General features: G+C 69.0%; 16 protein-coding genes and 3 pseudogenes. 11 read left to right on the top strand and 8 right to left on the bottom strand.

Annotated elements, in window-relative coordinates:
- Window positions 1–16: 16 nt before the first annotated feature.
- From ACWGJM_RS42400 to ACWGJM_RS42375, 6 genes and pseudogenes are all read left to right on the top strand, one after another.
- A pseudogene (locus ACWGJM_RS42400) lies at window positions 17–145 on the top strand (TetR family transcriptional regulator); the annotation flags it as partial.
- A gap of 367 nt (window positions 146–512) precedes the next feature.
- Window positions 513–911: a peptidoglycan-binding domain-containing protein gene (locus ACWGJM_RS42395; RefSeq protein ID WP_453417103.1), complete on the top strand. Its 399-nt coding sequence runs from the start codon at window positions 513–515 to the stop codon at window positions 909–911.
- 19 nt (window positions 912–930) lie between these two features.
- Window positions 931–1,302 carry a peptidoglycan-binding domain-containing protein gene (locus ACWGJM_RS42390; protein ID WP_453417102.1) on the top strand — a complete coding sequence of 124 codons (372 nt, stop codon included), beginning with the start codon at window positions 931–933 and terminating at the stop codon, window positions 1,300–1,302.
- Between the two features lie 432 nt (window positions 1,303–1,734).
- A pseudogene (locus ACWGJM_RS42385) lies at window positions 1,735–1,941 on the top strand (IS110 family transposase); the annotation flags it as partial.
- 625 nt (window positions 1,942–2,566) lie between these two features.
- Complete coding sequence (locus tag ACWGJM_RS42380; protein ID WP_453417101.1) at window positions 2,567–3,112, top strand: hypothetical protein; 546 nt, start codon at window positions 2,567–2,569, stop codon at window positions 3,110–3,112.
- A 410-nt stretch (window positions 3,113–3,522) separates the two neighbouring features.
- Entirely contained in the window at window positions 3,523–3,711 is a 189-nt protein-coding gene (locus tag ACWGJM_RS42375) for a hypothetical protein (protein ID WP_453417100.1), read from the top strand.
- A 38-nt stretch (window positions 3,712–3,749) separates the two neighbouring features.
- On the opposite strand, the gene ACWGJM_RS42370 is transcribed toward ACWGJM_RS42375, so the two are convergent.
- Complete coding sequence (locus ACWGJM_RS42370) at window positions 3,750–4,730, bottom strand: LysR family transcriptional regulator (protein WP_453417099.1); 981 nt, start codon at window positions 4,728–4,730, stop codon at window positions 3,750–3,752.
- A gap of 106 nt (window positions 4,731–4,836) precedes the next feature.
- On the opposite strand from ACWGJM_RS42370, the pseudogene ACWGJM_RS42365 reads away from it, so the two are divergent.
- The 3 genes and pseudogenes from ACWGJM_RS42365 to ACWGJM_RS42355 all read left to right on the top strand — a co-directional run bounded on the left by ACWGJM_RS42365 (window position 4,837) and on the right by ACWGJM_RS42355 (window position 8,382).
- A pseudogene (locus ACWGJM_RS42365) lies at window positions 4,837–5,731 on the top strand (NAD(P)H-binding protein).
- Between the two features lie 73 nt (window positions 5,732–5,804).
- A complete protein-coding gene (locus ACWGJM_RS42360) occupies window positions 5,805–6,170 on the top strand; it encodes a darcynin family protein (RefSeq protein WP_453417098.1) in 366 nt (121 codons plus the stop codon).
- Window positions 6,171–6,867: 697 nt separating this feature from the next.
- Entirely contained in the window at window positions 6,868–8,382 is a 1,515-nt protein-coding gene (locus ACWGJM_RS42355) for an alpha/beta hydrolase (protein ID WP_453417097.1), read from the top strand.
- Between the two features lie 121 nt (window positions 8,383–8,503).
- Here the strand turns inward: ACWGJM_RS42355 and ACWGJM_RS42350 are convergent, their stop codons facing one another.
- The 4 genes from ACWGJM_RS42350 to ACWGJM_RS42335 all read right to left on the bottom strand — a co-directional run bounded on the left by ACWGJM_RS42350 (window position 8,504) and on the right by ACWGJM_RS42335 (window position 14,732).
- Window positions 8,504–10,756: a transketolase C-terminal domain-containing protein gene (locus tag ACWGJM_RS42350; protein ID WP_453417096.1), complete on the bottom strand. Its 2,253-nt coding sequence runs from the start codon at window positions 10,754–10,756 to the stop codon at window positions 8,504–8,506.
- Complete coding sequence (locus ACWGJM_RS42345; protein ID WP_453417095.1) at window positions 10,753–12,306, bottom strand: aldehyde dehydrogenase family protein; 1,554 nt, start codon at window positions 12,304–12,306, stop codon at window positions 10,753–10,755. The genes ACWGJM_RS42350 and ACWGJM_RS42345 overlap by 4 nt, the downstream gene beginning before the upstream one ends.
- A gap of 29 nt (window positions 12,307–12,335) precedes the next feature.
- Complete coding sequence (gene lat, locus ACWGJM_RS42340) at window positions 12,336–13,676, bottom strand: L-lysine 6-transaminase (protein WP_453417094.1); 1,341 nt, start codon at window positions 13,674–13,676, stop codon at window positions 12,336–12,338.
- A gap of 456 nt (window positions 13,677–14,132) precedes the next feature.
- A complete protein-coding gene (locus ACWGJM_RS42335; protein ID WP_453417093.1) occupies window positions 14,133–14,732 on the bottom strand; it encodes a hypothetical protein in 600 nt (199 codons plus the stop codon).
- Window positions 14,733–15,236: 504 nt separating this feature from the next.
- On the opposite strand from ACWGJM_RS42335, the gene ACWGJM_RS42330 reads away from it, so the two are divergent.
- Window positions 15,237–16,199 (top strand): hypothetical protein, encoded by a 963-nt coding sequence (locus ACWGJM_RS42330; protein WP_453417092.1) that lies wholly within the window; start codon window positions 15,237–15,239, stop codon window positions 16,197–16,199.
- A 278-nt stretch (window positions 16,200–16,477) separates the two neighbouring features.
- Here ACWGJM_RS42330 and ACWGJM_RS42325 read toward each other — a convergent pair whose 3' ends face one another.
- From ACWGJM_RS42325 to ACWGJM_RS42315, 3 genes are all read right to left on the bottom strand, one after another.
- A complete protein-coding gene (locus tag ACWGJM_RS42325) occupies window positions 16,478–16,705 on the bottom strand; it encodes a hypothetical protein (protein ID WP_453417091.1) in 228 nt (75 codons plus the stop codon).
- Between the two features lie 364 nt (window positions 16,706–17,069).
- A complete protein-coding gene (locus ACWGJM_RS42320; RefSeq protein WP_453417090.1) occupies window positions 17,070–18,305 on the bottom strand; it encodes an alpha/beta hydrolase in 1,236 nt (411 codons plus the stop codon).
- 460 nt (window positions 18,306–18,765) lie between these two features.
- Window positions 18,766–19,764, bottom strand: coding sequence for a helix-turn-helix transcriptional regulator (locus ACWGJM_RS42315; protein ID WP_453417089.1), 999 nt, complete (start codon window positions 19,762–19,764; stop codon window positions 18,766–18,768).
- A gap of 159 nt (window positions 19,765–19,923) precedes the next feature.
- Between ACWGJM_RS42315 and ACWGJM_RS42310 the strand changes: the two genes are divergently transcribed.
- Window positions 19,924–20,346: a VOC family protein gene (locus ACWGJM_RS42310; RefSeq protein WP_453417088.1), complete on the top strand. Its 423-nt coding sequence runs from the start codon at window positions 19,924–19,926 to the stop codon at window positions 20,344–20,346.
- The last annotated feature ends 127 nt before the right edge of the window (window positions 20,347–20,473 follow it).

Genomic DNA, 20,473 nt, shown 5'->3' with positions numbered 1-20,473 from the left:
TGAGTGCCGCGCGGCGACACGCGAGGTGCTGCTCGACGCCTTGCTCCGCACCAGCTTCGACGAGCTGACGGCAAGGGCAGGCGAACTCGGAACGTTGAGCTCGCCCGAAGATGCTCTTGTTTCGTGGCTGCGCGGCTGCGTCGCGTGCGCACATGACTGACGCGTCCCGTGACAGCGTGGCCGCCGAATACGGTGTGCGCTGCGCCAAGGCCCGGTAGGTCAGATCCCCGCTTCCCGTCGGCGCAACGTGGGGGGCCTCGACCAACGCGTGATCGTCAAGCCGCTACAACTTGCCGACCTGAGGTTTCGCACAATTCCCCAAGTACCAGGGTGCCTTGGAGAAATTGTTGCACGCCGTGGAACGAGGGTGCGCAACAACGCGCCGGCCCGGAAACCTGGAACCTGGTCGGTGCCGGACAGCTTCACGGGGGACGGCACCGGCCATCGGACCATGCATCCGGCCCGTCGCCTGTCTCACTCGGGCGCCCGGCCGTCTTCCACCGGAGGTAAGCATGTCGTTGATCTCCCGCGCCGCAGTACTCACCGGCGCGACCCTGCTCAGTGGCGGCCTGATCGCCGCCGCCCCGGCCGCCACCGCCGCCCCAGCCATGACTGCGGCGGCCACCAGCGCGTCGCCGGCCGCCTACGGCTGCACCCCGGTCACCTCCCATCCCACGATCTCGCGGGGCTCCACCGGTGCGGCTGTGAGGGAGGCCCAGTGCCTGCTGGTGCACTGGGGCTACGCAGATCTGCTCGGCAACCCCCCGGTCGACGGCGACTTCGGCACCCACACGTACAACGCGGTGGTGGCCTTCCAGAAGAACACGAACAGTGCGTACAACTGCGGCTACGCGGTCGACGGCATCGTCGGCCCGGACACCTGGCACGCGCTGACACACGACAAGTGCTGACAGCCTCTGAGGGACGACGATGGACACACGGAAGCGCGTCTTGCTCCTCAGCTCGGCCGTAGCACTCACCGGTTGCCTCGCCGTCGGCCCGGCAGGCGCCACCACCAGCCCGGCCACGGTCCACCCGGCTTACTCATGCGGGTACTACCACGGGTACGGGCCGGTGCGGGCGGGCGTCACCTACCCGGACAAACGAGTGACCGAGGTCCAGTGCCTGATCAACGAGAACACCAGCTGGACCAGCTACAACCCGCCACTGCCCATGAACGGCATCATCGACCAAGCCACCGCCAGAGCGCTCGTCACCGTGCAACGTCACGCGGGGCTCACAGCCGACGGCATCGTCGGCCCGGACACATGGAACGCGCTACGGACAGGGGTGTGGTGGTGAACCGCCGCCCATAGAACATCCGTGAGAAGGCCCCTTGCCGCGGTGTAGCCGATCAATCGGCCGTCGTGTTGGCGGCGTCGGGTAGCGCGGGGGCGCATTTGGGAAGCTCGATCAGGTAGAGCTGGTCCATGCCACCTCCGGGGAGTAGCGGCGGGGGAAGGCGATCCATTCATCGTGCAGTGCGAAGAACACGGCGTTCCGGACACGCCGTCGCCCGTCCGACCAGTGTGACTGAGCGCCTCAGTCCGGCCTTACGTTCCTGGAACGGGATGGCCGAGCGCTTCGTGTTGTTGGGCCGCCCAGGGGTGCCAGGTGCGGCTTTTGGCTGGCTGCTGTCCGTGGCTGTAGTGGCTTGGCCGCCCGGCGTCCCACGATGACCCGGTCGCCACATCGGGAAGTGCGACATAGATCGCTGCGTACGGCCATGCCGGCGTGGTCGTTGGCGGCATTGACTCCGCGGGAACGATCGGCCACCGCCACCGCCTAGTCCCCGACGAGAGCGGCGACACGCTGCTGTCCCGCCGCGTCGCCAACGACGAGCCGGAGCTCCTCAAGCTCCTTGCCGCCGTACTCTCTCTCGACGCCCAGGGGATCTGGGTCGTGGACATGGCCAGCGGCAAGCCCGTGCTGTTACCGGCCTGCCGCCCTGCTCGCCCACCACAAGCGCTCGTCCTGCTGGCCGGCTACCAGACTCCGGCAGCCCTCCGGCCTCCTCCCGGTATCGAAAATGTGAACGAAATACACCCGCTGTCCTGGCTCGAGATGCTGCGTCTCGCTCGCTGCGTCGTCGAGCAGCAGGCCACCCGGCAGCTGGCCCTCACCGACCGGTGGATCGCGGACAAGAGACAGCAGAAGGCGGAACGGCGGGGAGCCGGGGCGCGCGCAAAGCCCGGGCGGCGGGCTGGCTGATCCGGTACGGCCGCAACCGGGCCAACGTGGACGCCGTGCATGTCGGTGCGCCAGGTGCGATCGGGAGCGCGGTCGGCCGACGTCGACGGCTGGCGGTCCGGGGTGGTCGGTGGCGGTCCAGGCGCCCACATTCGAGATCCAAGCCATACAGGCTTCGGGAGACCGGGACTGGTGACACGGCGGCTGGGTGCCGTCGCATGACAGCAGGCTGAGTGCCACGGTCGGCCCGTAATCGGCCACGTAGTCGCTGGATGCGGGTCGCTCTCCGCCCGGGCAGTGGACAGCGGGAAGTGCAGCCTGGGACTCGAAGGTGTCTGGGCGGGCGGATATGCCGTCGCTGGGGGAAGCTGAAGGCGTGAGCATCAGTAGCGAGCACCCGCTAAGCGCTGAGCAGATCTACACAGCGCTCGCCGCTCTGGCGGCTGAGCCGGTGGCTGACCCGGAGAAGCGACCCGAGGGGCCGCAGGAAGAAGACCGCCTGCACCTGCTGGGCAGTCTGCTGGCGAAAACGGAGCTCGAGATCACCGCCGCAACCCGTCTGACCGAGGAAGGGGAGATCGAAGATGTCCTTGAGACGTTGCTCGGCTGGGGGGAACAGTTAGGAGCGGATCCCGGCATCGCGGTCAACGTCCTGACGAACAGGCTACAGCGCACCGCGCTGCAGGTCTCCGAACCGGAGGCGGAAGAACTGCCACCCGGCCGGGAGGCCGCCTTCGCCGCCGTCATGACAGCGGTGTACGCGCTCAGCGCCCAGCTGCACGCGGAGCGCGGCGATACGGAGGGAACCCGACGCGCTCTGAGCGGGGCGGAAGAAGCCCTCATCGACATCCTGCAAGGCATGCATGACCTGCGCGTCGCCATCGGCGACGCGGCCGGGCAGGAGGACAAAGCCGACAGCTGACGCGCCCGGCACCCGACCCGCAAGAGCGTCTGACGACGGGGCCCGCACGGACCCAAGCGGATCGCCGAGGCGGAGGCTATGCGGGTACCAACGGCCTAGGGTAGGTCAGGCAATAGCGGCACGGCCCGCGCTCGCGGTGAAGCTGCGTTTGTTGCCGTTAACCAGCGCCTCGTTCAGCTCCGCACTGCTACCGCGCCCGGCGCGGCCGTCCGCGTGATCACCGACCTGAGCTGCTTCGACTGCGTGCACGTCGCAGCCCCGTCGTCGCACTCGCCCTGTGGGCCGTCATCGCTGCGCTGCTGCTCGGTCCGCGCGCCCGCCTGATGCGGAGACGACTGCTGCCGCCGCCTGGCTCGCATCGAATCCCGCAGTTGCTTCCCCACCGCGCTACTCAGCGAGGAGATCGGCCAATGAATGCCAGCAACCTCGTCCTCATCGCCAGCGCCGGTGGCGTCGGCCGTACGGTCCTCGAGCTCCGCACGCAGGGCATGCCGGTGCGCGCGATGGTCCGCCGCGACGACGGACGCGCAGCCAATTCGCGTGCGCTCGGCGCGGAGGTAGTCGTCGGCGATCTCCAGGCTAGAAACTTAGCTGGCTGATTGGAGCAGGCGTCCGCATAGGCCGGGGCGGTGTCGTACTACTCGGAGTCGATCGCGTCCGCCACGGTGATCTCAGAAGCTGCTGTCGGTGTGCAGAGAGTCCGGCGGACGGTGTTGCGGAGCCAGTGGTGGGCTCCGTCGGCTGTGTGTCGGGGGTGCCAGGCCATGCCGATGGTCAGTGGTGGCAGTGCCAGGGGGATGTCGAGGAGGTGCAGTCCGAGGGCGTTGGCGTCGTGGGTGAGGGGCGACGGGGCAGCACCAGGGAGTGCGGCGGGTACGAGGCAGACGACGTCGCTGCGGGCGGCGAGGGCCATCGCGGCCAGGTGGCTGGGAAGGACGACGCTGACCCGCCGGTGGAGGTTCTGCTCGGCCAGGGCGGCGTCGAGCGGGCCGGTGAACCGGCCGCGGCGGCTGACCACGACGTGTTGGGCGGCAGCAAGCCGGACTGGGGTCAGCGGCCCTTCGGTGAGCGGATGGCCGGGCCGGACGGCCGCCACCATGCGGAGGCTGACCAGTTCTTCGACCTGGGTTTCGGGGTCCACGTGGTCGATGGATCCGATCTCCAGGTCGATCCGGCCGTCGCGCAGGGCGGGTCCGGCCTCCAGTTCTTCGCCCCGGATCCGGAACGAGACTCCCGGCGCCTCCCGCTGGGCCAGTTGCAGAAGTCCGGGGGCCAGTGCCGCGCCGACCAGGTCGGCGGCTTGGAGGGTGAAGGTGCTGCGGAGGCCGGCGGGATCGACGCTCGCGCCAGGACTGAGCAGCGCTCCGAGGCTGCGTACCACTGTGGCGGCTTCTTCGCGCAGGGCCTGGGCGCGTGGGGTGGGCACCATGGTCTGTCCGGCCCGGACCAGGAGGGGGTCCTGGAGGATGCGGCGCAGACGGGCGAGGGTGCGGCTCATGGCGGCGGGCGAGGTGTGCAGACGTGCGGCGGCGCGGGTCACGCTGTGCTCGGCCAGCAGAGCGTCCAGCGCGATGGCGAGATTGGCGTCGATGACCGGATCCGGGCTGCTCACCAGCATTATTCCATTTCAGTCAATGATTCCGTGCTGAAGTTCCCATTGTGGCAGCACGGAGATCCTCAGCAGGATGAGGGGCGTACCGAACCAGCCCGACTACGAGGTTTTCGTGATCGTCATTACTGCTCCCACCGGGAACATCGGCCGTCACCTGCTCGCCCTGCTCCTGGAGTCCGCCCCCGCCGCGGGCGAGGAACTGCGCGTGATCGTGCGCGATCCCGCCCGGCTTCCGGACGCGGCGCGCGGACGCGTCGAGGTGGTCACCGGCTCACACGCAGAAGCCGAGGTCCTCGACCGTGCCTTCGAGGGTGCGGACGTCGTCTTCTGGCTCGTCCCCCCCGGACGCCTCCCTGACCCCGCAGGACGCCTACAGCGGTTTCACCCGCCCCGCCGTCAAGGCACTCGCCGCCCACGGCGTCGGCCATGTCGTCGGCGTCTCCGCGCTCGGCCGCGGCACCCCGCTCGCCGACCGGGCCGGCCTCGTCACCGCCTCCCTCGCCATGGACGACCTCATCGCCGGCACCGGCGTCGCCTACCGGGCCCTGGCCAACCCATCCTTCTTCGAGAACCTCCTGGAGGAGTCCGACTCGATCCGCGAGAAGGGCGTCTTCACCGACTCCGTCGACGCCGACCGCAAGGCCCCCTTCGTCGCTGTCGCCGACATCGCGGCCGCCGCCGCCGGCCTGCTGCTGGACCGCTCGTGGACCGGCACCGACAGCATCCCGGTCCTCGGGCCGCAGGACCTGTCCCCCAACGACCTGGCCCGCATCATGACCGAACAGCTCGGCCGCCCCGTCCGCTACGAACGCCAGCCGCTCGACGAGCTGTACACCACCCTCGTCGGCTACGGCCTCAACGAGGCATTCGTCCAGGGCATCGTCGACATGAAGCGGGCCAAGGACGAGGGCCTCGACGCCGGCATCGCCCGCACCCCGGACACCACCTTCCCCACCAGCTTCGAGCGGTGGTGCGCCCAGACCCTCAAGCCCGCCGTCCTCTCCTGAAGTCCAGCACCCGGCGCCGGAACACGTAGAGCCCGGCGAACCAAGACCACCTGCCACTTTGGAAGGCACCCTGATGCCCGCTGAAAAGACCGAACCGCCGGTCACGGCCTTCATACTGGTCAAGACCACACCCGAGTGGCTCGCCCTGACCGTCCAGGAACGCGTGGACGCCTTCACCACCCAGGTCCTGCCGGCCATCGAGGCCAAGACCGCCGGCGTCCGGTCACGCTTCTACGACACGGAGTTCTACTCCGCGCGCGTCACCGACGTCTGGGTGTGGGAAGCCGAAGACCACCACGCCTACCAGCTCCTCATCGACGCACTGCGCGAAACCCCGTTCTGGGAACGCTACTTCGAGGTCATCGACCTCCTCGTCGGCACCGAGAACGGCTACGCCCGAACCTACGGCCTCGAACCCGTCGCCACCATCACCACCTGACACACCGCCCACCCGCGCAACTGGGCCGATGCCCTCTGGAACGAGCAGTACCAGCGGCGGCAGGAGTCAGCTCAAAACGACTCCCTCAAGTGACACATCCGGTCGGCGATGCCTTGGCCGACCGTCTGGTCCCACCAGCGAGGGCACACGACATCGCCCACGATGCGGCCGGACGGTGGCGGCGCTCGGCCAGGCCGCACCGCGTCTGTACGGGCATCGACGTCCAGAGAGGCAGAGCGTCGAATTCTGCGGCGGACATGGATGTGATGGCCGCGCCGGCGTGGGCGGGGGCAGCAGGTGGCGGCGCAGGGCGGTGGTGTCACGGGCGTGCGGCGCGGCGAGCGCGGTGGTGACCTGCTGTACGCCCGTAGTCGGCCGGTCGGTTCGCCCGTGCGGAGGAAGGCCAGGAGCTGGCCGGGGGCTACGGGCCTCGTCGCCGGCGACACGGTGGCGGTGGTTCGGCCATTTGGCCGCAGCCGGCTCGCGCGCCTTGCCGAGCCGCGGTGCCGTTGACACGGATGGGTGCAGACATCCAACGCAGAAGGGTGTCCGGCACTCAGCCGCGGAAGGACAAGCCATGCACATATCTGGACCGACAGCGGGTCGTCGGGGTTGCGCCGCGGTCATCGCCGCGTCGGTGATCTGCTCGACCGCTCTGGCCGGGCAGGACTTCGCCGCGGCCGGAGGACCCGCAGGTATGCCGACACCGTCGGTGCCCGCCCCGGCGCTGGTCTGGAGACCCTGCGTTCAAGGCAGCCCGTTCGACTGTGCGACCGCGAAGGTGCCGCTGGACTACAACCACGCGGGTGGTCGCGCCATCGAACTGGCAGTCGTCAAACGGAAGGCGACCGACCCGGGTCGACGCATCGGCACCCTGTTCTTCAACCCCGGCGGACCCGGCGGGCCAGGGACGGTCCAAATGCCGCAGAACTACGAGTCCTTCCCACGCGAGGTGCGGGAGCGGTTCGACATCGTCAGCTGGGACCCCCGCGGGGTCGGCAGCAGCACTGCGGTGAACTGCTTCGCGAGCCGCAAAGCAGCCGCCGACTGGACCGCGAGCAAAGCGGCGGGCTTCCCGGTGGGCGAAAAGGAGCGAACGGCCTGGATCGCCGCGTACAAGGAGCTGGCCCGGCGCTGTGAGCGGCGGGACCCCGAGCTCCTGCGTCATGTCTCGACCGCCGACACCGCTCGCGACCTCGACCAGCTCCGCCGGGCGACGGGAGAGTCACAGCTCACCTACCTGGGAACCTCGTACGGCACGTTCCTGGGCGCCACCTACGCCAACCTCTTCCCGGGCAAGGTGCGCGCCATGGTCCTCGACAGCAACTGGGACCCGCAGGCCTGGACGAACCACGCCTCCGACGACGCCCGGCTGACGGCATTCCTGCGCTCGGGCTCGGACCGCGGTGCGGCAGCGGTCGTGGACAGGTTCCTCGCCCTGTGCGGGTCCACCACCACCGCCCGCTGCGCCTTCTCCGCCGGTAGCCCGAAAGCTACCCGGGACAAGTTCGACCAGCTGATGCAGCGGCTTCGGAAGCATCCCGTGGGCACGTCGACCTATGCCGGCACGGTCGCTGACGTAGTGAGCAGCCTCTACATCGTTCACCCCGGGTGGACCGATCTCGCCGACAGGCTGCAGGAGCTGTGGCGCGGCCGCGTCCCGGGACCCTCCGCGCTCCCGCCCGCACCACCGGTCCCGAACCCGAATCCGTACTTGGGCGAGGAACAGGCCGCTGCGGTGTTCTGCGGCGACAGCCCCAATCCACGTGACCCCGGTGTCTACCACGCTCTGGAGGAGGCCAGCGCCAGCCGTGCGGGGGACGTCGGCCGCTATTGGACGTGGGCCACCGAGGGATGTGCCACCTGGCCGGCGGTTGCCGCCAACCGTTACCGCGGCCCGTGGAACAAGCCCACGGCGCACCCCGTCCTGGTGGTCGGCACCATCTACGACCCTGCCACTCCCTACTCGGGCTCGCAGGCCGTGGTCGAGGAACTGGCCGACGCCCGCCTGCTCACCAACGACGGGTACGGTCACACGGCACTGAGCAACCCCAGCAGCTGCGTCAAGGCCCACGAAAGCCGCTACCTCATCGACGGCACCCTCCCGCCGGTCGGAACGACGTGCCGACCGGACAACACTCCCTTCGCCGCGCCCAAGCCGAGCGGCGGCATCGACGCCGGCGGCGGGGGGATGGCCGGCACCGTCTCCTGAGCCGGCCACAGCCACCACCGGCCACGGACCGACTCGATCCAGCTCCAGAACGCTCTCGGATCCATACCGAGCCGCCGGCAACCAGGTCTGCCACGCCGAGCCCGCTCTGGGGTCCGCAGCCTCACCGGTGAGGCTGCGGACCTGCTGAGAGCAGCTCGCCGGCGGCGCGCTCGACGTCGGCTTCGGACACGAGCACCAACTGCGCTGCGTTCCCCAGCGGGATGAAGCTGTCCGCGCCGGCGACCCGTCGGATGGCGCCGCTGAAACCGGCATCGACCAGGGCGGTGACGACTCCCTCGGACACTCCTCCCGTGCGGCGGGTCTCGTCGACCACGAGGACGCGCCCCGTCGCACGCGCTTCGCGCAGCAGGTCGTCGACCGGCAGGGGTGCCAGCCAGCGCAGGTCGACCACCCGGCAGGCGATGCCCTGCTGCTCCAGTCGGCGTGCGGCTCGAAGCGAGATGTGCAGGCCGTTGCCGAAAGTCACGAGGGTCAGGTCCGGGCCTGTGCCGTAGGTGCGTGCCCGGCCGATCGGTACGTGCTGTGCGGGTGGCGGGTATGCGGCGAGCCAGGCGTTGTCCTTCTCCGTGTGGAGATCTCGCGTGTGGTAGAGCGCGATCGGTTCGAGGAAGGCGCTGACTGTTCCGTCCACCTTGCCGGCCGCCACACAGGTGCGAAGCATCGCGGCGGCGTCGTCGGGGCGGGACGGGGAAGCGATGACCAGACCGGGAATGTCACGGAGGACGCCCAGCGCGTTGTCGTTGTGGAAATGGCCGCCGAACCCGCGCTGGTAGCCGTAGCCCGCGATGCGGACCACGAGGGGGTTCCGGTACTGGCCCTGGGAGAAGAACTGAAGCGTGGCGGCCTCGCCGCGCAGTTGGTCCTCGGCGTTGTGCAGGTACGCAAGGTATTGGATCTCCGCCACCGGCAGCAGCCCGGACAGTCCCGCCCCCAGCGCGAGGCCGAGGATGGCCTGCTCGTCGAGCAGGGTGTCGAAGACCCGAGCGGTACCGAAACGCCGCTGCAGTCCCCGGGTGACTCCGTAGACGCCGCCCTTGTGGCCGACGTCCTCGCCGAAGACGACCATCTCCGGATAGCTGCCGAGCAGGTCGGCGAGTGTGTGGGTGATGGCCTGGGCGACGGTGACAGGCTCGCCGACGGGCCCCGCGGGTGGTTCGCTCGTACGGCGTGCCGCAGCGGCCACGAGGGCGGGACGGCGGGGTGCGATGGGGGCGGCGATCTCCGCGGCGGTGGTCAGGGGCTCGCTGTCGAGGGCCTCCTTGGCAATGGCGAACACCCGTCCGCCCACCTCGTCGTAGCGGTCGAGAACCTGCTGCTGGGTGAGGATGCCCGTCGCTGTGAGCAGCCGGGCAGTGGCCAGCAGCGGGTCACGTCGCAGATCCGCGGCGACTTCGGAAGGCACCCGGTAGGCGGCTTCGGCGTCCGAGCCCGCATGGCCGAGGAATCGCACCATCGACAGGTGCAGGAACGCGGGTTGCCGTCGCTTGCGGACATGGGCCACTGCCTCGCACGCGGTGTCGAAGGCGGCTGACGGATCACACCCGTCCGCGGCGAAGTAGGCGAGAGAAGGCCGGTTGCCGTAGGCGCGCCGCACCCAGCCATGCGGTGTCGGCACGCTGATCCCCAGGCCGTTGTCCTCGCAGACGAACAGCACGGGCATCGGAAGGCCCTGGTAGGCCGCGTGGCAGGCGCTGTTGATGGCGCCTGCCGCCGTCGAATGGTTGACCGAGGCGTCGCCGAAGGAACAGCAGACCACGGCATCGTCGGGCCAGGCGCACTCGGACCCGAGCCGCTTGGCGCGGGCAATGCTCCACGCCACCCCGACGGCCCGCGGCAGGTGGGAGGAGATGGTCGACGTCTGCGGAATGACGGCCAGTTCGCGACACCCGTACACCTTGTGCCGTCCACCGGCGATCGGCTCCTCGGCCCCGGCTGCCGCCCCCAGCAGCATGTCCCTGACCGCATCGACGCCGCCGGCCTGCCGGGCGCGGGCACAGTAGAAGGCGCCGGACCGGTAGTGCAGCAACGCCGGGTCGGTGGGGCGCAACGCGAGGGCGAGTGCGGCGTTGCCTTCGTGCCCGCTCGATCCGATGGTGTAGTACCCACGGCCCTGCTGCTGCATCCACCGCGCAGCGGCGTCGGCGTGCCGGCTCTCCAGTTGGGCGTCGAACAAGTCCAGTGCGGTACGGGTGTCCAGTGCGCCGGGGTGCGACTTCGCGGCGTCCGTGCTCCCGGCGAGCGACCCGGAACCCGCAGCACCGCCTGTCGGCCCCGGGCCGACAGCGCGGCCGGCAGACCGGAGACCGGCCACTCCCTCGCGGAAGTGCCGGTCCAGGTCGTCGACGCCGTTCACAAACGGAATGCCATGTCGGGCTCGAGCGTGGCCACGTCCATCTGTGCTTTCTGCAGACGGCCGGAGTGGTCCCAGTTCATCGACTGCCAGCGGGTGAACTGGTCGAGTACCCACTGCCCCGACTGGCGACTGCCGTTGCCCGACTTGCCGTTGCCGCCGAACGGAAGGTGCGCCTCGGCTCCGGAGGTGGTGTTGTTGACGCTGACCATGCCCGCGGAGATGCCGCGCCGGAACGTCCACACCTCGTGCGGATCGGTGGTGTAGATCGCGGCGGACAGCCCGTAACCGTGGGCGTTGGCCAGGTCGAGGGCCTCGTCGAAGTCCCGGTACGTGGTCACTCCGACGATGGGGCCGAAGGTCTCGGTGAGGAACAGGTCGTCGTCGCGACGCACTCCGTCGACGATCACCGGGTGGTAGAACATGCCTGCCTCAGGGGCCCCGACGAAGCCCTTGCGCGGGTTGTCGGCCGTGATCCGCCCGATGCCGTCGGAGCCGTAGGTGCGGTGGTGGTCCTTGATCCACCCGAGGAAGGTCTCGTAGCGTTGCGCGAACCGCTCGTCGAGCATCGGGCCGTAGAGGACGTCCTCGAACGCGTCGCCGATGCGTGCCGCGCGGCTCGCGGCGTCGAAGCGGGCGAGGAAGTCCTCGTGCACCGACTCATGGACGATGACCGTCCCGAGCGAGGTGCAGCGCTGCCCCGCGGTGCCGAATCCGGAGAACAACGCCCCCTCGACCGCCAGGTCGAGGTGCGCGCTCGGGGTGACCACCTGGGGGTTCTTGCCGCCCAGCTCCAGACACGGGGTCTGAAGGTGGCTTCCGCACAGGGCGCCGATCTTCTGGCCGACGAGGGTGGACCCCGTGAAACCGACCTTGTCGACCAGCCCGGCATCGAGGGAGGCCTCCAGACCGGCGTACGTCTGCTCCCCGTCGGCGAGTACGAGGTTGAGGACGCCGTCGGGCAGGCCGCCTCCGTGCACGAAGAGCTCGAAGAGCGCCTTGGCACTCGCGGCGGCGTACTCCGCGGGCTTCCACACCACGGTGTTGCCGGTCACGAGCGCCGGCACGAGGTACCAGGCCGGCACGGCCACCGGGAAGTTGCCCGCGGTGATGACCGCGACCGTACCGACGGGATTGCGGAAGGTGAACAGCTGCTTGTCGGGCATCTCCGAGGGCACCGTCTGCCCGTACAGCCGCCGGCCCTCGCCCAGGAAGAAGTCGCAGGTGTCGATGATCTCCTGGACCTCGCCGAGTGCCTCCGCGAACGGTTTGCCGATCTCTTCGGTCACGATGCGGGCGAGCCGGTCCTTGTTGGCTTCGACGAGCCGGCCGATCTTTCCGATCGCGGATCCGCGCACCGGCGCCGGGACGTCCGCCCAGGACCGCTGAGCCGCCTTCGCGGCCTTGGACGCCTCGACGAACGTCGAGGCGTCCCCGAGCGAGACCTCGGTGACCAGCTCAGCGGTACGACCGGGATTGGGGCGCTGGAGAGTCCCGCCGGGAGCGCCGGCGACCACGTGGCCGGCAACGATCGAGGCGACGGAACGGGCCATGACTTAGCTCCTTGTCCGCTGGTACGGGGTCAGTGCAGACCGGCGAGGATCCGGTCGAGGGCCCGCAGGGCGATCCCGAGCTCGTCCTGGGTGATGGACAGGGCAGGGCGGAAGCGCACCGAACGCTCACCGCAAGGCAATGCGATCACCTGCTCCTCGGTTCGCAGCCGGTGAACCACCTTGTCGCGGACGCCGCTGTCGGACAGATCGATGGCGCTCATCAGTCCGCGCCCCCGCGAGTTGGACGCCACCGATGCGTGTCGGACTTCCAGATCACGTAGTCCGGCCAGGAACCACGATCCCACGGCAGCGGCATGGACTACCAGATCGTCCCTTTCGATGATCTCGAGGATGCGGCGTGCCCGGACCATGTCGACCAGCCCGCCGCCCCAGGTGGAGTTGATCCGGCCGGAAACCCGGAAGACGTTGTCAGGTACCTGGTCGACCCGGCGGCCGGCCATGATGCCGCCGAGTTGGACCTTCTTGGCGAAGGCGACGATATCCGGCTCGAGGCCGAGTTGCTGGTAGGCCCAGGTGGTGCCGGTGATTCCCACCCCGGTCTGCACCTCGTCGAGCACGAACAGCGCGTCGTACTCGTGACACAGCGCCTGCATCGCCTGTAGGAAATCCGGGCGCATGTGGTTGTCGCCCCCCTCGCCCTGGATCGGCTCGGCGATGAAGCAGGCGATGTCGTGCGGGTTGTCCCCGAACGCTCGCCGCGCCTGCTCGAGGGCCCGTCGCTCGGCCTCCTCGACCTCGGCGAGGTGGTGCTCAAGAGGGAACCGTACGGCGGGTACGTCGATGCGTGGCCAGTCGAATTTCGGGAAGCGGGCCGTCTTGTTGGGCTCGGTGTTGGTCAGCGAGAGGGTGTAGCCGCTGCGGCCGTGGAACGCCTGCTGGAGGTGGAGCACCTTGGTGCCGAGCTCGGGTGAGCGGCCTGCGGCCTCGTTGCGGCGGCTCTTCCAGTCGAACGCCGTCTTGAGCGCGTTTTCGACTGCGAGCGCCCCACCCTCCACGAAGAACAGTCTCGGCAGGTCCGGATCACCCAGCACCCGGGCGAACGTCTCGACGAACTCGACGTAGTGCGTGGTGTAGATGTCGGGGTTGGCGGGCTTGTTCGCCGCCACCTGCGCGAGCAGGGTCATGAACTCCGGATCGTCCACGATGCCCCGCGCGTTGAGCCCCAGCGGAGCGGACGCGAAGAACGAGTAGAGGTCGAGGAACTTCTCACCGGTGCGTGCGTCGACGATCCACGAGCCCCGACTGGCGAGCGGGTCGAGCACCAGTTTGAAACCGTCGATCAGTACATGGCGGCCGAGCCTCTCGTGCACCTCGTCCGGGTGGGCCGTCGACGTAGCGGCAACCGTCATGGAGCACCTACTCTCGATAGCCGTTCATGGAAGAACTTGCACCAAACGTAAGGAGTAGAAGAAATACTTTAGCTATCGCGCAACAATGGTCACAAGGTTTCACCCAATTGGTTGGGTTTCGAAAAAATGTTCTGATCCGGCCGTGACGACACCGACAACGGCCGCGACAAGGACGAGCAAGGTCGTCGTCGGCACCTCCGCATGCGAGAAGAGGCACCCGGCTGGCTCCCTGTGCACGCATCCGATCATGAACGTAAAGCTCCGGTCCGGCCTGGATACGAGCTACGAGCTACTCCGCGCTCGGCCTCCTGGAGGACCGACGACAGCGGCCGCGGTGCCGGCGCTCGCGTTGGGTGTGCCGCTGATGGTGGACCCGCTGGCCATGACGGGCACCCCGGCGAGGCGCCGCCTGGGGCAGCGGTGGCAGGTCCGCGTGGTTGACCGTGAATCCGCCCTTCACGACCGGGGCGAACGGTGCCGGCGCCATGCAGGTGCCCACTCCCCCCCAATGGCCTCGCCCTTCTCGTTGGTGTCGGCGTTCGCCACGCCCCAGGAGAATCCGAGCCGGTCGCGGCCGTGGCCGCCGTGGCCCGTCTTGCCGCCGTCGTAGACGCTGAAGCCCAGCCGCTGCCCGATCCACTCCGCGACCTCCGGGTCGGCCTTGGTGACGATGGCGGTGAACGTCGCGGCCTTGTCTCCCGTCACCAGGCAGTCCACGTCGGCCTCCGAGGTGACGGTGGTGTTCTCGGCGGCCACCCAGTGGGAGATCTTGACGGTGCCCCGCGCGTCGGTGGGCATGCCCTGGGGCATTCCGGAGGAGGGCCGGGAGAACGGTGCCGCCTGCACGTCGACGGTGAAGCGGATGTCGTCGTCAGGTGAGTAGGCGCAGAAGACGCGCGCCGAACCGCTTACGCTCGCGAGCTCGGCCGGCTTCTTCGCGTCCACCGCGTCCGAGGCGGAGGCTGCCGAGATGAACGCGCTCAGGGTGGCCAGCGCGGCCGCGGCGGCGACCGCCGTGATGGTCTTCCGGCCCCTGGTCGTGCTGCTGCCTGCCATGCCGAACTCCCCTGGTGTGCGGCCCTGGTGGCCGTTGTGGCGGTGCTGGCTCAAGCCTCATCCACCGGGCGGGACCAGTCCCCCGGTCCCCACCTCCAGCGGCCGGACCAGCCGGCACCGCCTCTCCCGGGTCGGCGACCTGGCGGCCGACGCCTGCTCTGACCGGCCACCATCTCTGCCCTCGAACGAGGAATCCGCCACGACGACGCCCTCGCTCATGCCGACCGCGACCGGCTCCAAGCCGTTTGACGAGCAACAGGAGCATCGGCACACCCGAGACGCACCGCCCTCCCCCGTGCGCAGGGCACATCCACGCCACCCGCAGCGTCCCCGGCGCCTCTCCCCCAGGCATGCCCATACGCCAGGACAAGCACAGACCTCATCAAGGCCCACCCTCCATCGGCGCGCACAGCGGTGAGAGGTGTCGAATCTGTGACGCGACCGTGACCCGGAAGTATGGCCTCCACCACAGTCGGGTGTTCACGGCCCTGATGAGCTGGTCCGATGCGCAGAGCCGCCCTCCTGTTACTGGTCCTCGCCTCAGGCCTCGCCCTCGCGGCGTGCGGGCAGCAGACCGATGTGCCCGCGCACGAGGCGCGGCCCACCTCGTCGGACGACCCGAGGTTCCTGCCGCTGGCCGCGTACGACATGTCCGACGACGACAACCGTGCGGTCGGCAGAGCTCGGTGGACGCTCGCCAAGCAGTGCATGGCCCACCTAGGGTTCCGTAGCCTGACCGAACTCGTGACCGACCCCGTACCCGCCTGGCCGCAACGCCCCTCCAGCGCGAGCGTGGTGACACTCACCATGTATGCGTCGGACGACTTCCGCTACGGCATCCAAGACCCCGAGCAGGCAGCGCGGTACGGCTATCACGCGGCGCAGGCCGACTACGAGCGCCGCTTCCCGGTGAAGAGGTGGACCCTCCCCGAATACCTCGCGCTCACCGGTCAGTTTCTCGGTGACGATCCGAAGACCGTCCACGGCCGGCGGATTCCGGAGCGTGGCTGTCTCGGTGCCGCGGACCGCACGATCTACGGGGCGAACCCCCAGGACCGGAAGGATCCGGTCCTGGAACTGGAGATGAAGAGCCTGAATCAGGGCATGCGGGATCCCGCTTGGAACAAGGCGGACAAGGCATGGTCGGCCTGCATGCGGAAAGCGGGCTACCACTACTCCACCCATAAGGACGCCGAGATCGGCCGCGACCGCGAGCGCCAGGAGTTGAAGGACCGGCTGACCGGTCCGCAGCACGACCCCAACGAGCCGTCCTCAGCTGAGAAGAAGACCGCGACCACCGACGCCCGCTGCAAGCAGCAGACCGGTTACGTCCGCACCGTGCACGCTGTCGACGTACGCATCCAGAACCAACTCATCGCGAAGAACCACACGACGCTGGACCAACAGCGCCGCTGGAACCTCAGTGCCGTCCGTAAAGCCCACGACATCCTCCGGGACCGGTCCTGAAGGCCGGCTCGGCGGCCAAGGCGCTGGCTACCGGTGGCGCACGCTGGGACTGGGACGGCTAGGACCTGGCGCCGGCCGCCAGACACTGGACTTGCTCACGCTCAGCCCGGGACAGGCAATGTCGTCGCGCTCTGGTCGGCACCGTCTCGGCCGGCTCCCGCTACGGCGTGGCCGCCACCGTCCACTCCGCCGACCCGCAGCACATCGCAGTCGCCCCGCACCTGCCGGGCCGGCGTCGTCCGGGTCGACGAGTGGCGGGAAAGAGGTCCGGAACGGCTCTACGGGCCCGACCGCGACAGCGGCATGGGCGCCACCGCCGTACGCGCGGCCCACGACGTCACCCACCTGTCCGGCTCGGTACACATCGCCGAGCAGTCTGCGCGAGCGGTCCGATGAGCGCCGCCACGGACGGCCTCGACGCCCGGCTCTTCCCGCGCGGCGAGCACCCCGCTGCGGACCACGGCGCCGACACCGCCGACGCCGGTGGCCTCGGTGGCGATCAGCACTTGGCGTCGGCGGGAGTCGGGGCGGGGAGGTCGATGACTGCCGGACCTTCGGGGCTTCCGAACGTCTGGATCGCGACTGCCTTCAAGGCCGCTCTCCTGGTTCTGCGATCGATCGGGACTGAAACGTTCACCGTTTCCGGACGCTGACGGGCGCGGCCGTCCGCTTGGCTGAAGTGAGAGAGGTGACCGACCGTTTGGCCTCGCGCCCTGCGCTCCCGGCAGGTCTACCGGTCCCACCGACGGCGAGGCCCCGACGGCCACCGTCCCGCGCACGATTCCCTTGCCAAGCATGATCACGAGCGCGGCGGGGGCGGCAGTGATTCGTGATCGGGCAAGCAGGCCGCCACCAGCCCGGTCTTGGATGTCAAGGACGTCGGCTGGCGAGCACGGGTCCGGGCGATGTCCCCTTCTTGGGATGGTGCCGGGGCACCACATCCTGGGGAAAGGTCAGCTGCTGGCCCATCCACTGCAGGGTGGCGGGCATCTCCCGTACCCAGGTCGGGAAGTTGTGACTCCCCTGGTCGGGTTGGATCGACGTGACGCGCATGGGTGCCTTGACAGCATTGATGAAGGCCAGTGTCTGCGGGTAGCCCCGCTCGCCGTGTTTGCTCTCGGCGACCAAGACCGAGACCTGCGGTGCGGGCAGGTGCTTCAGCCTCCACATCAGATCGTGCTCGTTGACCCGGTCGATGCGACTCGGCCCGTTACCGAAGAGGTTGCCGGTCGTGGGGTCGTCCTTGACCTTGTAGTCGGGGGACAGGGCGCCGGCGGTCGTGTACACCCGGGGGTTGCGCATTGTCAGCTGCAGGGCGCAACTGCCGCCGGACGAGTAGCCCATGACGCCCCAGGCACTGGCGTCGTGACCCACCCGGTATGCGGACTTCAGGGCTTCCGGGAGGTCCTTGGTCAGGAAAGTCTCGGTCTGCGGTCCGCCCGGCACGTCCACGCACTCGGTGTCGCGCGGCGGTGCGATCGTCGGCCGGATCATCACCATGATCGTCGGCTGCATCTGACCGCTCTTCTGCAGCTGTCCGGCGGTCTGTGACACCCGCAGGTGCTCGGCGAGATTGAAGATGCTGCCGGGATATCCGCTGAGCGCCACGATCACCGGGAAGCGCTGCCTGGCGTACGCCTTCTGGAAGTACTGCGGCGGCAGGTAGACGAACGCGGGGTCGACCACGCCCGTGCGGCGGCCGATGACCTTCACGGACTCCACCCGGCCGTTCACCGCGGCAGGACCGGTGGGCAGTCCGCTGACCCGGTTCAACTGCTCGTCGGTGCCGGGCTGTATCAACACCCCCGTCACCGAGACACCGTGCCCCGCGCCGTTGCCGATGGACGCCTGCGTCACACCGACGGGGGTGGTTTCGGTGTCGCCGAAGAGCTCGCCCCACGATCCGAAGAACTGGTACGACGAGTTCAGCCAGCACGCGAAGGCCGCGATGATCGCCACCTGAGTCACTCCGATGGCCGCCAGCCGTCCGAGCACCTGCCGCAACCCCTGCCTGGCAAGCCGTGGCCACAGCCAGACCAGCAGAGCCACACAGGCGACGGACAAGCCCGCCATGACGTACACGGTCGCTTCGCTGGTCAAACCCATGCCACTCGATCCCCGGTTTTCTTGCCTGTGCTGTTTCCTTCATAGAGAAGGAGGGCTACAGACACGTCCACGTTCCTCAACGAGAGCAAAGCCCTGTGGTTCCACGGGAAGCCCTGATTGCCGGTCAATGGCCTCCAGGAGTGGTTACGTGCGTCAACACGGCAGCGGCGAACCACAGTCGCCGTTTCACCTGGAACCGAAATCTTGTGCTCGCGGTCGTTGAAGGGAGAGTTCAGGACGACGGGCACGCCGGTGAGCTGGCGGAAGTGCTCGATCTGCGCCCCGTAGGCAGGTGGGGATGGCGGGGTCGACGGTCTGGACGGGGGCGGTGCCCTCGACGTGCACCGCTCCGGCGATCTTGTCGCCGATCGAGGCCCCGGAGGGACTGCCTGGCATTCAAATGGTCAGACTCGGACAAGGGCCGTTCGTGCCGGCCACTTTCGCATTTTCCGTTCTGTTCTCACGGCGTCGGACCGATCTCCGGTGCTGTGGAGCGTGCGGCGCGGGCGTAGCGGGCGGCGAGGTCTGCGAATGCCGTGGCCAGTTGGGGTGGGCCGAGGACCTCGATATCGGTGTCGAAGCGGCCGATCGCGGCGGCGAGTCCGGTCCATGACCAGGAGCCGAGGGTGAGTCGGCAGTGGTGGGGGCTGAGTTCCTCGACGATTCCGTCCTGGGCGAAGGGCGCGACGTCGGCGGCCGGGAGGTGGAGGATGACTTCGCCTTGGCAGGGCCAGTCGGTGGTGGGGCCGTCGTTACCGCGGAATCGGCTGGTGATGAAGGTGGAGACGTTGCCGCCGGGGAGTTCGCGTGGGGCGAAGCGGGGGCCGGTGGGTGTGCGGGGCCGGATGCGGTCGACGCGGAAGGTGCGCCAGTCCTCGCGGTCGAGGTCCCAGGCCACGAGGTACCAGCGATCACTCCAGGTGACCAGGTGGTGGGGTTGTACGCGGCGGGGCCTGTCGGTTGAGGCGCTTGGGCCTGGGGGGTAGTCGAAGCGCAGTTCCTCGCGGGCGTGGATGGCGCGGCTCAGGTCCACCAGGACCTGAGTGTCGACCTGAGGGGTGTCGCGGGCCGCGGGCGGATGGACGGCGGTGACGCGCAGCATGTCGATGCGGTGGCGTAGGCGGGCCGGCATGACCTGGCGGAGGGTGGCCAGGGCGCGGATGGCGTCTTCGGCGAGGGTGTTGCCGGTGGCCGCGGTCTGGAGCGCGACGGCCATGGCGACGGCCTGGTCGTCGTCGAACAGCATGGGTGGCATGTGAGTGCCGGCCTCCAGGCGGTAACCGCCGGCCGGTCCTTTGACGGTCGTGATCAGGTAGCCGAGTTCGCGCAGACGGTCGATGTCACGGCGCACGGTGCGCGAGGTGATGCCGAGACGCCCGGCCAGATCCTCGCCGGACCAGTCACGGTGCGTCTGAAGCAGCGAGAGCAGCGCGAGCAGCCGGGAGGATGTCTTATGCATGAGATCCATTTTTGCCGGGGTACAGGACACAACCTGTCCTCTACCTCCGCCATCGTGGCATACGAGCCGTTCGGGAGGCGTCGCTCCTGGTCACGGCAGCCGCCACTTGGGCCTGGACGGTCGGCGGCGTAATCGTCACATCGAAGCAAGGAGCAGGTCATGTCCGTCACGACCACCACTCACCTGAACTTCCGGGGCACCGCACGTGAGGCGCTGGACTTTTACCAGTCCGTCTTCGGCGGACGTACTGTCGTGGTCACCTACAAGGACGCGGGCGCCGTGCAGAACGAGAGCGAAGCGGACTGGGTGATGTGGGGCGAGGTGGCCGGCGACAACGGCTTCCACGTCATGGCCTACGACGTGCCCTCGCAGCTGCCCTGGAACCAGGGTGAGAACCCGTTCTTCGTCTCTGTGCGCGGTGACAACGCCGAGGAGATCAGCGCCCTGTGGGGCAAGCTCGCCGAGGGCTCGACCATCGTGCGTCCGCTGGAGCCTGCGCAGTGGGCGCTGCTGTACGGCATGCTCACCGACCGCTTCGGCGTCACCTGGGTCCTGGACGTCACCGCCCCGTACAACGGCTGAACCAGCCGACCTGACGTGCCTGCGCCGTCCGGGCCGCCGCAGCCACACGGGCGGCCCGGCCGGCGCAGGCCCCGCACACGGACACCACCCGATGGAACCGGGGGACCCGGGGGGAGCTGGGCCGGGC

Source organism: Streptomyces sp. NPDC054834 (genome assembly GCF_053611185.1).
Note: the sequence above shows the minus strand (reverse complement) of the source record. Positions and strands in the feature narration are given on the sequence as shown.

What these genes read in the sequence shown, in the direction of transcription:
- ACWGJM_RS42315 (WP_453417089.1), bottom strand. Translation starts at nt 19,764, where the DNA reads ATGCATAAGACATCCTCCCGGCTGCTCGCGCTGCTCTCGCTGCTTCAG.
- ACWGJM_RS42320 (WP_453417090.1), bottom strand. Translation starts at nt 18,305, where the DNA reads ATGGGTTTGACCAGCGAAGCGACCGTGTACGTCATGGCGGGCTTGTCC.
- ACWGJM_RS42345 (WP_453417095.1), bottom strand. Translation starts at nt 12,306, where the DNA reads ATGGCCCGTTCCGTCGCCTCGATCGTTGCCGGCCACGTGGTCGCCGGC.
- ACWGJM_RS42370 (WP_453417099.1), bottom strand. Translation starts at nt 4,730, where the DNA reads ATGCTGGTGAGCAGCCCGGATCCGGTCATCGACGCCAATCTCGCCATC.
- ACWGJM_RS42360 (WP_453417098.1), top strand. Translation starts at nt 5,805, where the DNA reads ATGCCCGCTGAAAAGACCGAACCGCCGGTCACGGCCTTCATACTGGTC.
- ACWGJM_RS42330 (WP_453417092.1), top strand. Translation starts at nt 15,237, where the DNA reads ATGCGCAGAGCCGCCCTCCTGTTACTGGTCCTCGCCTCAGGCCTCGCC.
- ACWGJM_RS42310 (WP_453417088.1), top strand. Translation starts at nt 19,924, where the DNA reads ATGTCCGTCACGACCACCACTCACCTGAACTTCCGGGGCACCGCACGT.
- ACWGJM_RS42390 (WP_453417102.1), top strand. Translation starts at nt 931, where the DNA reads ATGGACACACGGAAGCGCGTCTTGCTCCTCAGCTCGGCCGTAGCACTC.
- lat (WP_453417094.1), bottom strand. Translation starts at nt 13,676, where the DNA reads ATGACGGTTGCCGCTACGTCGACGGCCCACCCGGACGAGGTGCACGAG.
- ACWGJM_RS42355 (WP_453417097.1), top strand. Translation starts at nt 6,868, where the DNA reads ATGCCGACACCGTCGGTGCCCGCCCCGGCGCTGGTCTGGAGACCCTGC.
- ACWGJM_RS42335 (WP_453417093.1), bottom strand. Translation starts at nt 14,732, where the DNA reads ATGGCAGGCAGCAGCACGACCAGGGGCCGGAAGACCATCACGGCGGTC.
- ACWGJM_RS42395 (WP_453417103.1), top strand. Translation starts at nt 513, where the DNA reads ATGTCGTTGATCTCCCGCGCCGCAGTACTCACCGGCGCGACCCTGCTC.
- ACWGJM_RS42375 (WP_453417100.1), top strand. Translation starts at nt 3,523, where the DNA reads ATGAATGCCAGCAACCTCGTCCTCATCGCCAGCGCCGGTGGCGTCGGC.